Origin of the sequence: Sorangium sp. So ce295 (assembly GCF_051527405.1) — a bacterium.
GTDB lineage: Bacteria > Myxococcota_A > Polyangia > Polyangiales > Polyangiaceae > Sorangium > Sorangium cellulosum_B.
In genome coordinates, this window is record NZ_CP150324.1 from 11,654,212 (window position 1) to 11,669,126 (window position 14,915).

The following is a 14,915-nucleotide window of genomic DNA, read 5'->3' on the forward strand; positions in this document are numbered from 1 at the left end:
GCCGGGGATCGGCTCGCGCTGTCCCCTTCAACGTCAGCCGGGGATCGGCTGCCGCCGTCCCCTTCAACGTCAGTCGGGGATCGGCTGCCGCCGTCCCCTTCAACGTCAGTCGGGGATCGGCTGCCGCCGTCCCCTCAAGGGGTGACCATGTCGCAGGATGCCATCACGTCGTTGCTCAAGGAGACGCGCCGGTTCGAGCCGCCGGCCGAGTTCTCGCGTCGTGCGCGCGTCGGCGCGCAGGCGACCTACGAGGCGCTCTACCGCGAGAGCATCGAGCAGCCGGACGCGTTCTGGCGCCGGGAGACGAGCGACCTCGTGTTCCGCACGCCGTGGACCACGACCAGCGACTGGTCCTTGCCGCACGCCAAGTGGTTCCTCGGCGCGACCCTCAACGTCACGGAGAGCTGCCTCGATCGACACCTGACGACGGCCACCAAGAACAAGGCCGCCATCATCTGGGAAGGTGAGCACGGCGCCACGCGCACGTTGACCTATGCCCAGCTCCACCGCGAGACGCTGCTGCTCGCCAACGCGCTCAAGCGGCTCGGCATCGAGAAGGGGGACCGGGTCGCGATCTACATGGGCATGGTCCCAGAGGTCGCCGTGGCGATGCTCGCCTGCGCGCGCCTCGGCGCGGTGCACACCGTCGTGTTCGGCGGCTTCGCCGCGGACGCGCTCCGCGACCGCATCCACGACAGCCAGGCCAAGCTCGTCATCACGCAGGACGGCGCGTACCGGCGCGGGCAGGTCGTGCCGCTGAAGGCGACCGTCGACAAGGCGCTCGCGCAGCCGGAGGCGAAGAGCGCGACGCGCGTCGTCGTGTACCAGCACCTCGGCAAGGAGCGCTGCGAGGTGGAGATGACGGAGGGCCGCGACGTCTTCTGGCACGACCTCCTCGCCGGGGCCGCCCCGGCCTGCGAGCCGACGGTCGTCGACGCCGAGCACCCGCTCTTCATCCTCTACACGAGCGGCTCGACCGGCAAGCCCAAGGGGGTGCTCCACACGACCGCCGGCTACCTGGTCGGCGCGCACGTCACGACGAAGTACGTCTTCGATCTGCGCGACGACGACGTCTACTGGTGCACCGCCGACGTCGGCTGGGTGACGGGCCACAGCTACATCGTGTACGGCCCGCTCTCGAACGGCGCGACGTGCCTCATGTACGAGGGCGCCCCGAACTTCCCCGACTGGGGCCGCTTCTGGAGGCTGATCGAGAAGCACGGGGTCACCATCCTCTACACCGCCCCCACGGCCATCCGCGCCTTCATGCGGCAGGGCGACGAGTGGCCCGCGAAGAGCGATCTGTCGAGCCTCAGGCTCCTCGGCTCGGTCGGCGAGCCGATCAACCCCGAGGCGTGGGTCTGGTACCACCGGACCATCGGCGGCGGCCGCTGCCCGATCGTGGACACCTGGTGGCAGACGGAGACGGGCTCGATCATGATGACCACGCTGCCCGGCGCGTCGTCCTCGAAGCCGGGGTCGACCGGGCTGCCGATGTTCGGCGTCGTGCCCGAGGTCGTGACGAAGGACGGCAAGCCCGTCGCGGCGGGCGAGGGCGGGCTGCTCGTCCTGAAGCAGGCGTGGCCGTCGATGCTGCGCACGGTGTGGGGCGACGACGATCGCTTCCGGAAGCAATACTTCAGCGACGTCGAGGGCTGCTATTTCACCGGCGACGGCGCGCGCCGCGACGAGGACGGCTACTTCTGGGTCGTCGGCCGCATCGACGACGTGCTGAACGTGGCCGGCCACCGCATCGGGACGGCCGAGATCGAGAGCGCGCTCGTGTCGCACCCCTCCGTCGCAGAGGCGGCCGCGGTCGGTCGCCCGGACGACCTCAAGGGACAGGCGCTCGTGGTGTTCGTCTCGCTCCGGCCGGGGGTGAAGGCCGGGCCGGAGCTCCAGGCAAAGCTCGCCGAGCACGTCGCCAAGGAGATCGGCAAGTTCGCGCGCCCCGACGCCATCCGCTTCGCGGACGCCCTGCCGAAGACCCGCAGCGGCAAGATCATGCGCCGGCTCCTGAAGGACGTCGCCGCTGGTCGAGAGCTGACCGGTGATACCTCGACGCTCGAGGACCTGAGCGTCATGGCGAAGCTCCGCCAGCAAGAAGAGGAGTGAGCCCCGCGGCGGCGCAGGGGCGCGGCCGTGCCCCTGCGACCGACGCGAAGGCGCCGCGCGCGACGGCGAAGCGCCTGCTCCTCGGCGGAGGGGAGGAGACCCCACGGAAGAGCTCGATCCTGCGGCTCTTCCGCCGCGCTCGGCCCAGGGAAGAGCGACGGCGGCCCACGACCGGCATCCCGCGGCTTACGGTCGGATCACCTCGTTCGCGCCGGAGAATTTGATCCTCTGCATCGTCGCGGAGGATACTCTGGGGCGAGGGCGCGCTTGGAGCTCGAAGCTGGAACCGTCGTTGCGAACCGCTATCGCATCATCCGCCAGCTCGGCCGCGGCGGCATGGGCGAGGTGTTCGCCGCGGAGAACATCCGCACCGGCCGCCAGGTGGCGATCAAGCTCCTGCGCGCGGAGTCGAAGACCAAGTCGTCCGCGGCCGAGCGGTTCCGGCGCGAGGCGCGCGCCGCGGGATCCATCAACAGCGATCACGTCACCGAGATCCTCGACGTCGAGGAGGACCCCGAGCACGGCATCGTCCTCGTGTTCGAGCTGCTCGAGGGCGAGTCGCTGATCGATCGGCTGAAGCGGACGGGACCGATCGATTTCGAGGAGCTTCACCCGATCATCGAGCAGGTCTGGATGGGGCTCGCCGACGCGCACCGCGCCGGGATCATCCACCGCGATCTGAAGCCGTCGAACGTGTACATCGAGGCGCGCCCCGACGGGTCGAAGCGGGTCAAGATCCTCGACTTCGGCATCTCCAAGCTGCCGAAGGAGATGGGAGCGGAGACCCTGACCGAGATGGGCCAGAGCCTGGGCACGTTCTCGTTCATGCCGCCCGAGCAGATCGGCAAGGCGAAGACGGTCGACCACCGCGCGGACATCTACGCCTGCGCCACGATGATCTACCAGTCGATGAGCGGCCAGCTGCCTTACCAGGCGCGCAACCTGCTCATCATGGTCGAGATGAAGCAGAAGACCGACGCGCGGAGGCTGGCCGAGGCGATGGACGGGCCCGTCGACCCGCGGCTCGAGGCGTTCCTCGCGAAGGGGCTGGCGCGGGAGCCCGCGGACCGCTTCCAGAGCGCGCTCGAGGGGCTCACCGCCTGGCGGGAGCTGCGGCCGGCGAGGAGCTCCAGCCACCCGATCAGCGGCTCACCCATCTCCACGCTGCCGGCAAGCAGCGCCTCCGGCCATGCGCTCAGCTCGCCCATCCCGCCAGCGCACCCGAGCTACAAGCCCCCGTCCTCCGGCGCGGTCAAGCTCCCGGTGCCGCCGATCGACCCCATCTTGATCCGCACGGCGACCGACCCGGGGGCGCAACCGCGCGTCGAGACCGGGGTGCGCCCGCACGGCGAGCCTGAGCGGCCGGCCCACCCTCTCGGGGAGCCGCCGCTCACGCAGAACGAGGGCCAGCTCCCGCCGTACATGCCTGGCGGGCGCGCGCCGGGCGGACAGGCGCCGGTGGCGCCCGTCCAGTGGACCGGCCCGAACGGCACCATGGTGCTCAACAACGCGGCCCGAGAGCTCGTGCCCCCGCTCGTGTCCCACCCCGTGACGCCGCGGACGCTCCCGGATTTCTCCGAGGACAGCTCGGGCGGGTCGACGACCGGCCAGGGTCCGACGCTCGTCTACAGACCCGTGCGGCCAAGCATGGGCTCGGTGAGCCTGGGGCCTGCCACCGCCGGTGAGCCAGAGCCGATCGAGCAGCGGCCTCCGGCGCCGCCGCCAGCGCGGACGCTTCGAACCATCGTCTATGTGCTCGCGGCGATCCTGTTCGCCGTCGTGGGCTTCCTCCTCATGGGGTATGCCCTCGAGTACCTGGACATGCCGAAATAGGCCGCGCGCAGCGGCTCGGCGTCGGACGTGCCGCTCTCCGCCGCGCGAGCGCGCCGCGGCCGGCGCGGCTCACGGCACCGCGTCCGCGGCGCGGCCCAGGGCCGGTGAGCGCCCGGCGGGCAGCGCGATACGGAACCGCGTTCCCCCCGCCTCGCGCGGCTCGCACGAGATCGTGCCGCCGTGCGCCTCGATGATGTCCCGCGTGACCGCAAGCCCGAGCCCCGTGCCGCGCTGCTTCGTCGTGAAGAAGGGGTCGAAGATCGACGTGCGCAGCTCCTCCGGCACGCCGGGGCCCGTGTCGTCGACCGCGATGGTCGCGGCGCCGCTCGAGAAGCTGACGCTCACGACGATCTCGCCGCCCTTCGGCATCGCCTCGCGCGCGTTGCGGAGCAAATTCAGGAGCGCCTGACGGATCTGCGACTCGTCGAGGAGGATCTCGGGCCCCGCCTCCTCCACCTCGACGCGGACCGCGACGCCGGCGCGGTCGAGCTCGGGCCTCACGAACGCCACCAGCTCCTGCACCAGGTCGCCCACCCGCTCTGGCTCCACGCGCGGGCGGGGACGGCGGGCGACGCTGAGGTACTGCTCCGCGATGCGAGACAGGCGATCCACCTCGGCCCGGATGGCGGTGACGAGCTGCGCCGACTCCTTCATCACCGGCCTGAGCTCCGCGTCAGGGGTGTCCGCGGCGGAGGCGCGCGCCACCTCCTCCTCGAGCAGCTCCAGGTTCAGCCCGATCGACGACAGCGGGTTCCTGATCTCGTGCGTGACGTGCGCGGCCATCTTCCCGATCGCCGCCAGCCGCTCGGCGTTCACGAGCTCGGCGCGCGCGCGGCGGATCGCGGCGACCATGTCCTCGAACGTCGTCGCGAGCTCGCCGATCTCGTCGTTCGTCGCGAGCGCCTGCTTCGGGGTGAGGTCGCCGCGCGCGACGGCGTTGGCCCGCTCGGTGACCGCGGTCAGCGGGGCGAGCACGCGCCGCGCGTACAGCGACATCATCACGCCGACGAGGAGCGTCAGCACGCCCAGCCCGAGGAGCAGGTGCATCGAGCGCTCCTCGCGCAGCTCCGCCTCGTCGGTGAGGCTCGCCATTTGCCCCTCGACGCGGATCCTGATCGCCCGCAGCCGCTGCGCGCCCTCGACCTCTCGCTTGACCAGCTCGTCGCGCGTGCGCTCGGCGAGGTCGCGGTCGCCGACGGCGAGCGCCTGGAAGAGCTGGGCGAACCGCTCCGGGCTGGCGCCGACGAGCCGCTCGATCGCCGCCACCTCGGCCGCGATCTCGTCGCTGAACCGGCGGACGCCGGACGACGCGGCCGCCTGCCCGACGCGCGCGTCCTCGCCGGTCGCCTTCTCATCGGCGCCGGCGAGCGCCCGGGCGGCGTCCTTGACGATCGAGAACGCGAGCGGACGGGTCCGCCTCGCGGTCTCGATCCACTCGCGCACGTCCCCCGGGTTCTTCGCGGCGGTGATGTGGTTGAGCTGGGCGTTGAAGACGTTCTGCTCGGCCAGGACCTCGCCGATGCGGAGCAGCAGCGGGACGTACCCGGCGCGCAGCAGCTGGGCGTCGCGCGAGGCTGCCCGCAGCGCCTGGACGCTCCAGCCGACGGTCAGCGCGAAGGCGGCGAGCACCACGAGGTAGCTCGCGAGGAGCCTCCCCGCGACCGTGCGCCGCTTCTGGGGCGCGCGCTCCTCCGGCCCCGCGGCGCCGCCGCGCGCCTCGTCCGCGGCTGGCGGCGGCGCGGTCATCGCGGCGCGACGGCCCGCGCGACGAGGCTCGCGAGGTCCTCCGCCGGCTCGCCCCGCGTCCTGAACCGCTGGAGGCTCTGCGCGCAGTGCGTCACGAGCAGCCCGCCGCCGAGCGCGCGGTGCTCCGCGATCCTGGCGTCGGCGATGGCGGCGGACGACGCGGGACGCGTGGCGGGCAGGAGGCCGCCGCCGCCGCTGCAGTCGGCGTGCTCGCGGCGGTGGATGAACTCCTCCGGCGGGCGCCCCGTGATGCGGGCGAGGATCTCCCGGGGCGCGTCGTAGCGATCGAGGCCGCGCCCGAGCTGGCAGGGATCGTGGTAGCGCACCCGTCGCTCCGACGCCGACCGCTGCAGCCTGTCGAGCGACGAGCGCGCGAGATCCACGAACAGCTCCGGGGCCTTCACGCTCACCCCCGCGCGCGGGTACTCGACGCGCACGGCGCGCGCGCACCCGGGATCGACGGCGACGAAGCGCCCCCCGGGCGCGACCTCCGCGGCGAGCCGCCGCGCGGCGGCCTCGAAGCCCGGGCGATCGCCGGCGTACAGGAGCGGCAACCCGCAGCAGGCGCGCACCGGGCGGGCCGGGGCGCCCGCCAGCGCTTCTGTCGCGTCGAGCGCGTCGCGGGCGACGTCCGGCGCGTGACGCTCGTAGCCGCAGCCGAGCAGCACGTGGACCGCGTCAGGCGCGGCCACCGCCGATCGAGAGCGCGCGTCGAGCTCACCGGCGCGGCCCTCCTCGCGGGCCGAGAAGCGCTCCGCGACACGCCTGGCCCCCTCCGGCGCCAGATCGCGCGCGAAGAACTCCGCGCGCGCGTCCGTCAGCACGGTGGCCACCTCGTTCTTGTGATCGCAGCGCTCGCGGCACCCGAAGCACGCGGAGCACGCCCAGGCCGGCTCGGCGTGGCCTGCGTCGAGCGGCACGTCGCCGCGCGCGGCGAAGTACGCCATCGACATCTTCCCCCACGGCGTCACCGTCTCGTTGGCCTCGACGTTCGACACGGGGCAAGCGGCGCGGGAGAGCTTGGGGCAGTAGACGCACTTCTCGAGCGACGTCCGGTGCGGCTCGAGGAGCTTCAGGCGGAGCTGGGACACCGTTCGAGTCTCTCCATCGGGTGCGCCTCGCGCAAGCGGCGGGAGCGCGTCAGGCGCCCGAGCCGTTGCTGGACGAGCGTCGGCCCCGCTCGTTCACTGGGGTGACGGAGGGAGCTGAGCCCGCCGGCCTGCGGCGGGGGATGCCCTCGTGGACGACCGGCGCGACGCTCGCGCCCGCCTTGGTCGCCGAGCCACCGTCCGTCGACACCAGCTGGGGCTGCCCCCCTGCGGTCCCGGGAGACCGCGACGGCGCGCTCTCCTGGGGCAGGCGGATGGTGAACTTCGCGCCCTTGTCGGACGACGCGACCGTGATCGTCCCGGCGTGCTCGTCGACGATCTTCTTCACGATCGCGAGCCCGAGGCCGGTGCCGCCGCGCTTGCCGGAGGTGACGAACGACTGGAAGAGGCGGCCCTGGATCTCCTTGGGGATCCCCTTCCCGGTGTCCGCGACGCAGATCGCGAGGTCGCCCCCGTCGCGGTAGGCGCGGATCGTCACCGTGCCCCCGCCTGGCCGCATCGCCTCGACCGCGTTGCGGACCAGGTTGTGCAGGAGCCGCGTCATCTTCGCCTCGTCGAACCGCGCGGTCCCTCGGTCCTCGAGCTCCAGGGACAGCGAGATGCCGGTCCCGGCGAGCTCGTGCTCCAGCTGCTTCTCGATGTCGCCGAAGAACTTGGTCAAGTACACCTTGCGCACGAGGATGCTCCGCTCGCCGCGCGCGAACTCCAGCACCTCGCGCTGCATCGCGCTGATCACGTCGAACTGCTTGAGGATCAGCCGCGCGTGGTCCTCCCTCGTCGCCGCGTCGGGAGCGCCGGCCATGAGCTGGACGTAACCGCTGATCACCGTGAGCGGCGTGCGCATGTCGTGCATCACGCCCGAGAGCAGGCGCCCGATCGTGGTGAGCCGCTCGCTCTGCTCCCGCTCGAGGCGCGACCGGAACAGGCGCAGCGCGGTCGACGCGTTCGCCGACACGAGCCGCAGCAGCGCGCGATCGTCCTTCGAGAAGCCGTGGGGGTTCCTGGAGTTGTAGAGGGCCATGGAGCCGATCGGCACCGCGTCCTCGCCCTCGAGCGGCACGGCGATCGCCGTCCTGAGCTCCGCGCCGACGAGCTGGGCGAGCCGCGGCGACACGAGCGTGTCGTCCGGCTCCCGGCCCCCGCCCTCGCGCGAGAAGAACACCGCCTCGTTGTTCACCATGGCGCGCCCGACCACCCCTTCGCCGCGGCGCATCGCGATGCGCTTCACCGCCGGCCCCGGGGGGGCCACGCCCACGACGCCCTCCGGCTCCTCTCCGAGGGCGGGCGCGCGGGGCGGCGCGCTGCCCCCGTCGAACGCGGCGAGATCGAAGAAGTAGAGGAACAGCCCGCCCTCGATCTCGTCGACGAGCATCCCCCCCGCCCGCGCCTCGCACGCCCTGCCGGCCTCCGTGATGACCGCGCGCGCGAGGTCCTCCATCGTGGTCGCGCGGCCCATCGCGCTCTCGAGGTCGAAGAGCAGCTTGAGGTCGCTCACGCGGTGCTCGAGCTGCTCCTTCGTCTCCACGAGCTGCGTGTTCTTCTGGATCACCGAGAGGAACAGCCGCGAGTTGTCGATCGAGACGGCCGCCTGCGTCGCCAGCGCGCTCAGCAGCTCCTCGTCGTGGACCGAGAACTCCCCTTCCCCGTGCTTGTTCAGGACCTGGATGACCCCGATGGTCCGGCCGACGTGGTTCTTCATCGGCGCGGCGAGGATCGAGCGGGTGCGGTACCCCGTGACCTCGTCCCAGTCGCGCTGGAACCGGCGATCCCGGTAGGCGTCCTTCACGCGGACGGTGCGCCCCATCTTGGCGACGTGGCCCGCGATCCCCGCGCCGACGGGCAGCTCGATCGCGCGCGCCTCCTCGCCGATGATGATGCGCGACAAGAGCCGCTGCCGCTGCTCGTCGAGCAGGTAGAGGGTGGCGCGGTCCGCGTCGAGCAGCTCGGTGATCTTGTTCAGGATCAGCGCGAGGAGCTGGTCGAGATCCAGGGTGCTGCCAAGGGCCAGCCCGACATCCCGGAGCGCCCGCACCGTCTTGTCGGCGTGGGCGAGGCGCGCCTCGAGCTCCTGTACGCGAGCCTGCAGCGCCTTCGTGCGTTGTTCCGCCTTCGCGGTCACCAGGAGACGCTAACACGACTTCGCCCGGAGGAGCGCGCGCGCGGGCCCCTGCGCGGACCGTTCGCGTGACAGAGAGCGCTCCCGACGACCGCCGGGAGCGCCCCTAGGACGCGCCGTTACTGGTTCATGCTCTCGAGGAATTCCTGATTGGTCTCGGTGCGGCTCACCTTGTCCAGGAGGAATTCCATCGAGTCGATGACGTTGAGGGGGTGCAGCAGCTGGCGGAGCAGCCACACGCGCTGGAGGATCCACTCCGGCAGCAGCAGCTCTTCCTTGCGGGTCGCGCTCTTGTTGATGTCGAGGCAGGGGAAGATCCGCTTCTCCATCAGCTTGCGATCCAGATGGATCTCGCTGTTACCCGTGCCCTTGAACTCCTCGAAGATGACCTCGTCCATGCGCGAGCCCGTGTCGACGAGCGCGGTGGCGACGATCGTCAGCGAGCCGCCCTCCTCGACGTTGCGCGCGGCGCCGAAGAACCGCTTCGGCTTGTGCAGCGCGTTCGAGTCGACGCCGCCGGAGAGGATCTTGCCGCTCGGCGGGACGACCGTGTTGTAGGCGCGCGCCAGGCGGGTGATCGAGTCCAGCAAGATCACGACGTCGTGCTTGTGCTCGACGAGGCGCTTCGCCTTCTCGATCACCATCTCGGCGACCTGCACGTGGCGCGTCGGGGGCTCGTCGAAGGTCGAGCTGATCACCTCGCCCTTCACGGTGCGCTGCATGTCGGTCACCTCCTCCGGGCGCTCGTCGATGAGCAGCACGATCAGCGTCGTGTCCGGGTGGTTCGCGGAGATCGCGTTGGCGATCTGCTGGAGCAGCACCGTCTTGCCCGCGCGGGGCGGCGAGACGATGAGGCAGCGCTGCCCCTTCCCGATGGGGCAGAGCATGTCGATGATGCGGGTCGAGAAGCTCTTCGTCCCGTTCTCGATGTTGAACTTCTGCTGCGGGTAGAGGGGCGTGAGGTTGTCGAACAGGATCTTGTCGCGCGCGACCTCGGGGGGCTCGCCGTTGATCTTGTCGACCTTGAGCAGCGCGAAGTACGCCTCGCGCTCCTTCGGCGGCCGGATGGAGCCGCTCACGCTGTCGCCGGTGCGGAGGTTGAAGCGCCGGATCTGGGACGGCGAGACGTAGATGTCGTCCGGACCCGGCAGGTAGTTGTAGTCCGGCGCCCGGAGGAAGCCGAAGCCGTCGGGCAGGCATTCGAGCACGCCCTCGCCGTAGACCGGCTGGTCCTGCGCCGCGTGGGCCTGCAGGAGAGCGAAGATGACCTCCTGCTTGCGCAGCCCGGCAGCGCCCTCGATGTTGAGCCCCTTCGCCATCTGGACGAGCTCGGCCATCGGTTTCTGCTTCAGTTCCCTGAGGTGCATGAGTCGGAAAGCTCCAGGATGCGACGGCGCGTGCCCTGTCAAGGGCGTGGAGGCCGCCGGTCGTTGGTTTTTGTTTGGGGGGGTCTAGCGGGTCGGACCCGAGGCGGGGCCGAGCATGTCGTCGATGTCGGCGGGTCGCCAGAGGGAAGAGGGCTCGCCTCGCAACCGGCGCCCCTCACGTTCATGTCGCTCGATCGGCGGGCTGTGCTTGCCGATCGGGCGGCGACTCTATCAAGCGCGTCTGCTCTGTCAATGCGCGGCGGGGGGCACGGACGACGCGCGCGCGTCGTGGGGCGCGGCACGGACACAGGTCGCCCGCGCCGTCCGTACGAAGAACGGCGCGGGCGAACTGCCCGTGGCTCCCAGGTGCTGCCTGAAGTTGCCTCCCCCGGAACGCGCGGCTAAGTCAAGCTGGTTCCATGGGGCTCAAACAGGTTCAGCTGTTCGTCCGCGGTCGCGTCCAGGGCGTCTTCTTTCGTGCCTCCACGCAGCGCGAGGCCAAGCGGCTCGGCCTCACCGGCTGGGTGAAAAACCGCTCCGACGGCAGCGTCGAGGTCCTCGCCGAGGGGGAGGAGGACGAGCTGAAGGAGCTCATCGCCTGGGCGAACCGCGGCCCGAGCGCCGCGCGGGTCGAGCGCGTCGACGTCCGGTGGCGGGGCTTCTCCGGCGATTTCTTCGACTTTCGCATCACGGATTGAGGCGCTTGGCACGCCACACGTCGGATCCGAGAGACGCAGGCGCGCGATCGGCGCGGCGACGCACGCCGGCGTGCGCGTGGCTCGTCCTGATCGGTCTGCTCGCAGCGGCGCCGCTCGCGACGCCTCCGGCGCGCGCCGCCGGCGAGCGCGACGCGGGCACTTCCGCGCCGGCCTCCTCCGCGCTCCCTGAGCTCCCGCGCCTCGCCCCGATCGCCCGCCCGGAGCCTGATATCGCCGCGGTCCGCGAGCTCGACCGGATACTCGACCAGATCACGTCGGAGGACGCGCGCTCGCGGGAGAACGCCCGCGCGGCCCTCGATGAGCCGATCCCTGGCATCGTCGATGCGGTGCGGCTGCGCGTTCAGGACATCCGCGGCTCGCTCGACCGGAACGCGGCGCCTCGCGTGCTCGCGGACGCGCGCAGAGAAGGCCGCAAGGCGATGAAGGGGGAGGACGAGCGCGACGGCAACAAGAAGAAAACTGCAGACGCGAAGGCCGACAAGGGCGCGAAGAAGGGCGCTGGCGACGCAAAGAAGAGCGCCGGTGACGCGAAGAAGAGCGCCGGTGACGCGAAGAAGAGCGCCGGTGACGCGAAGAAGGACGCCAAGGCCGAGCAGGGCGCAAAGAAGGACGCCAAGGCCGAGCAGGGCGCAAAGAAGGACGCCAAGGCCGACCAGAGCGCCAAGAAGGGCGCTGACGACGAGAAGGACGAGGGGGACTGGCTGGATTTCATGCTGGCCGCGGCGCGGCCGCGGGACAGCGCGTGGCGCGATGTCGTCAAGCTGCTCGCGATGGAGCGGATGCTCGCCGCTGCAGGCACGACGCCTGCGGTCCGCGAGCTCATCGCGCTGCACGCCTATTTCGGCGAGCTGCTCCGCATCGATCTCCAGCGGCAGGTGGCCAAGCTGCGCGACAAGGCGGTCCCCGCGCTGATCGAGGCGCGCCAGCACGACGCAAAGATCGTCCAGCGATGGGCCAACAAGCAGCTCGACCTGCTCGGCCGGGCGATCCCCGGCGAGGCGATCGCGTCGAATGACACGCAGATCTTGGCCGACGTCCTCCGCGCCTACGGCCGCGTCCGGGACGTGGACGCCGTGCGCGTGATCCTGAGCTTCTGCAACAGCGACCGCGCGCGGCTGCGCGACGCCGCGCGGGAGGCGATCTCCGCGATCGGCGAGCCCGGCATCTGGCAGCTCCGCGACGCCTACCTGGACCTCACCGGCGCGAAGCCGCCGCGCGAGTGGTCGTGGGACCGTGTCGCGCGCGAGCTCTTCGGGACGTACGATCGCGCGCGCCTCGCGGAGGTGTACAAGCTGATGGACGAGGGCGTCGCCGCGGCGAGCGCGGGCACGCCCGCCGAGGCGACCGACGCGTTCGACAAGGTGCTCGCCCGCGCGCCGCTCTTCGAGCGCCGCAAGGAGATGGTGGACGCCTACGTGGAGCGGGCGCGATCGCTGTCTGCCGACCGGCGCGACGACGCGCTCGCCATGCTCCGCAAGGCGCTGCGCCTCGACGCGCCAGGCGAGCGCGCGAAGAAGATCGAAGCGGAGATCGCCTACCTCGAAGGCGCGCTCCTCATCGAGCGCGGCACGCCGGACAAGTTCGTGCTGGAGCGTGCGATCGAGCTCGATCCATCCCACGCCGGCGCGAGGGCGGCGCTCGCCTCCCTCGGGGACAAGGTCGCGGAGCGGAAGAGCCAGACGAACCGTCACATCGCCGCGGGAGCGGTAGGTCTCGCCGCGGTGCTCTCGATGTTCTTCATCGCCCGGCGACGGAGCGCGCCGTCGCCCGCTCGAGCGCAAGCCGGCACCGTTCCTCCGCCCCCGCCGGCGTCTCCTGCCTCGGCGCCGCCCCGTCCGCAGCCGACCGCATCACCTGCCTCGGCGCCGCCCCCTCCGCAGCCGACCGCATCACCTGCCTCGGCGCCGCCCCCTCCGCAGCCGACCGCATCATCTGCCTCGGCGCCTCCAAGGCAGGACAGCGCCGTTCCTCCGCAGCCCCAGATGTCTCCAGAGCCGGCCCCGGCTGCCGCCTCGAAGGCGGACCCCGACCTGCCAGCACAGCCTGTCGAGGAGGCGGAGCCGCGGAGCGATGACGCCCCTGCAGCCGGCCCGCCCGACCGCTGAGCCGTCGCGCGCACCAGGCCCACGCAGCGGCCGGCCCCTGAGCGCCGGCCGGGCTCACAACGCAGAAACGCCGGGCGAGCTGAGCGCTCTCCCGGCGTTCTGTCTGCTGTTGTGCCAGCGCCACGCGGCGCCGGCCTGGTTCCGGCTCAGCCGGCGGTCGTCGCCGGGGTGGCCGGCTCCGCCGCGGCGACCGGCTCGGCGGCCTGCGCAGGCGCGTCCGCGACCGGCGGCGCGTCGATGAACTCGATGAGGCTCATCTGCGCGCAGTCACCGCGGCGCGGACCGAGCTTGATGATCCGCGTGTAGCCGCCCGGCCGCCCCTCGAAGCGCTTCGAGAGATCGATCATCACCTTCGCGATGATGTCGACCTTCTTGCCGTCGGTCGCGACCCCCCAGCGAGGGATGTAGCTGCCAACGAGCCGCTCGGCGTGGAGCCGGCGCGCTCTGTCGCCGGGGGTGAGCTCCCCGTGCGCGGTGTACGCGACCTTGCCGAGCCGCGTCGCCTTGGTGATGAGCCGCTCGGCCACGCGCCGCAGCTCCTTCGCCTTGGCGTCGGTCGTCTCGATCCGCTCGTGGGTGATCAGGTTCGCCGTCAGGTTGCGAAGCATCGCCCTGCGGCTGGAGGTATCCCGACCAAACTGCCTGCCCGCTTTCTTGTGACGCATGACGTTCCCTCAGTACCGACTCACGCCTGCGCCTGCTGCGCCTTCCAGCGCTCGAGGAGCTGCGGCCAGTTGTCGATCTTCATCCCGAGCGAGAGCCCCATGTTCGCGAGGATCTCTTTGATTTCCTTCAGCGACTTGCGACCGAAGTTCTTGGTCTTGAGCATGTCCTGCTCGGTCCGCTGCACGAGCTCGCCGATGAGCGTGATGTTCGCGTTCTGCAAGCAGTTCGCGGAGCGGACGCTCAGCTCGAGCTCCTCGACGGAGCGGAACAGGTTCTCGTTGAGCGGCTCGTCGTCGCTCATCACCGCCTGGTAGCTCGTCTCCTCGCTCTCCTCGAAGTTGACCCAGATGGAGAGCTGCTCCTTGAGGATCTTCGCGGCGAAGGCGACCGCGTCCGCCGGCGAGACGGACCCGTTGGTCCAGACCTCGAGCGTGAGCTTGTCGTAATCGGTCACCTGCCCGACGCGGGCGTTCTGCACGGTGTAGTTCACCTTGCGGATCGGCGAGAACAGCGCGTCGATCGGGATCGTCCCGATCGGCATGGTCGGCGTCTTGTTGCGCTCGGCGGGCACGTAGCCGCGGCCCACGTTGACCGTGAGCTCCATCGAGAGCGGGCCCTTCTTGTCGAGCACGGCGATGAGGTGGTCGGGGTTGAGCACCGACAGGCCCTCGACCAGCTGGATGTCGCGCGCGTACACGGGCCCGGGCCCCTCGCGATCGATCCGCACCGAGTAGGTCTTCGGGGTGGCCGCCTTGAAGACGACCTCCTTCACGTTGAGGATGATGTCGCTGACGTCCTCGACCACGTCCGGCACGGTGGTGAACTCGTGCAGCGCGCCCTCGATGCGGATGGCCGTCGCGGCCGCCCCCTGGAGGGAGGAGAGCAGCACGCGGCGCAGCGAGTTCCCGATCGTGATCCCGAAGCCGCGCTCCAGGGGCTCACACGTGAACTTGGCGTAGAACTGGGTCCCGCTGTCCGCGTCGATCGAGATGCCCTTGGGCCGGATCAGATCGCGCCAGTTACGGGCGATCATCGTGAGGTTCGGGTTGTTCATCGTCATGGCGATCTCCTTCCTTCATGAGGTTTGCGCGGAGGTCTCACGCCGCGGCCGCACTCGACCGGTCGGCGCCGCCTCCTGC

At 71.1% G+C, this 14,915-nt stretch carries 10 protein-coding genes; 4 read left to right on the forward strand and 6 right to left on the reverse strand.

Going from position 1 to position 14,915, the window contains the following annotated elements; genetic code table 11:
- Positions 1-147: 147 nt before the first annotated feature.
- Together acs and WMF11_RS44205 are read left to right on the forward strand one after the other, a co-directional pair.
- Positions 148-2,115, forward strand: coding sequence for an acetate--CoA ligase (gene acs, locus WMF11_RS44200; protein WP_437905103.1), 1,968 nt, complete (start codon positions 148-150; stop codon positions 2,113-2,115).
- Positions 2,116-2,382: 267 nt separating this feature from the next.
- Positions 2,383-3,948: a serine/threonine protein kinase gene (locus tag WMF11_RS44205; RefSeq protein ID WP_437905104.1), complete on the forward strand. Its 1,566-nt coding sequence runs from the start codon at positions 2,383-2,385 to the stop codon at positions 3,946-3,948.
- Positions 3,949-4,017: 69 nt separating this feature from the next.
- On the opposite strand, the gene WMF11_RS44210 is transcribed toward WMF11_RS44205, so the two are convergent.
- The 4 genes from WMF11_RS44210 to rho all read right to left on the reverse strand — a co-directional run bounded on the left by WMF11_RS44210 (position 4,018) and on the right by rho (position 10,286).
- Entirely contained in the window at positions 4,018-5,694 is a 1,677-nt protein-coding gene (locus tag WMF11_RS44210; protein ID WP_437975042.1) for an ATP-binding protein, read from the reverse strand.
- A complete protein-coding gene (locus tag WMF11_RS44215; protein WP_437975043.1) occupies positions 5,691-6,785 on the reverse strand; it encodes a (Fe-S)-binding protein in 1,095 nt (364 codons plus the stop codon). Before WMF11_RS44215 ends, WMF11_RS44210 begins: the two co-directional genes overlap by 4 nt.
- A gap of 49 nt (positions 6,786-6,834) precedes the next feature.
- A complete protein-coding gene (locus WMF11_RS44220) occupies positions 6,835-8,922 on the reverse strand; it encodes a GAF domain-containing protein (RefSeq protein WP_437546517.1) in 2,088 nt (695 codons plus the stop codon).
- A gap of 116 nt (positions 8,923-9,038) precedes the next feature.
- Positions 9,039-10,286, reverse strand: a complete 1,248-nt coding sequence (gene rho / locus WMF11_RS44225; protein ID WP_012240541.1) for a transcription termination factor Rho — start codon at positions 10,284-10,286, stop codon at positions 9,039-9,041.
- 419 nt (positions 10,287-10,705) lie between these two features.
- Here rho and yccX point away from each other — a divergent pair, with 419 nt between their 5' ends.
- Together yccX and WMF11_RS44235 are read left to right on the forward strand one after the other, a co-directional pair.
- Positions 10,706-10,984, forward strand: a complete 279-nt coding sequence (gene yccX, locus WMF11_RS44230) for an acylphosphatase (RefSeq protein ID WP_012240542.1) — start codon at positions 10,706-10,708, stop codon at positions 10,982-10,984.
- A 5-nt stretch (positions 10,985-10,989) separates the two neighbouring features.
- Positions 10,990-13,110, forward strand: a complete 2,121-nt coding sequence (locus tag WMF11_RS44235) for a hypothetical protein (protein WP_437975044.1) — start codon at positions 10,990-10,992, stop codon at positions 13,108-13,110.
- Positions 13,111-13,256: 146 nt separating this feature from the next.
- Here the strand turns inward: WMF11_RS44235 and rplQ are convergent, their stop codons facing one another.
- Both rplQ and WMF11_RS44245 read right to left on the reverse strand, forming a co-directional pair.
- Complete coding sequence (gene rplQ, locus WMF11_RS44240; protein ID WP_437546521.1) at positions 13,257-13,775, reverse strand: 50S ribosomal protein L17; 519 nt, start codon at positions 13,773-13,775, stop codon at positions 13,257-13,259.
- A gap of 20 nt (positions 13,776-13,795) precedes the next feature.
- Positions 13,796-14,836 (reverse strand): DNA-directed RNA polymerase subunit alpha, encoded by a 1,041-nt coding sequence (locus WMF11_RS44245; RefSeq protein WP_437546523.1) that lies wholly within the window; start codon positions 14,834-14,836, stop codon positions 13,796-13,798.
- Positions 14,837-14,915 lie beyond the last annotated feature (79 nt).

Bases quoted from the DNA above. Each gene is read 5' to 3' on its own strand.
- acs (WP_437905103.1), top strand. From the start codon at position 148: ATGTCGCAGGATGCCATCACGTCGTTGCTCAAGGAGACGCGCCGGTTC.
- WMF11_RS44210 (WP_437975042.1), bottom strand. From the start codon at position 5,694: ATGACCGCGCCGCCGCCAGCCGCGGACGAGGCGCGCGGCGGCGCCGCG.
- rho (WP_012240541.1), bottom strand. From the start codon at position 10,286: ATGCACCTCAGGGAACTGAAGCAGAAACCGATGGCCGAGCTCGTCCAG.
- yccX (WP_012240542.1), top strand. From the start codon at position 10,706: ATGGGGCTCAAACAGGTTCAGCTGTTCGTCCGCGGTCGCGTCCAGGGC.
- rplQ (WP_437546521.1), bottom strand. From the start codon at position 13,775: ATGCGTCACAAGAAAGCGGGCAGGCAGTTTGGTCGGGATACCTCCAGC.
- WMF11_RS44245 (WP_437546523.1), bottom strand. From the start codon at position 14,836: ATGACGATGAACAACCCGAACCTCACGATGATCGCCCGTAACTGGCGC.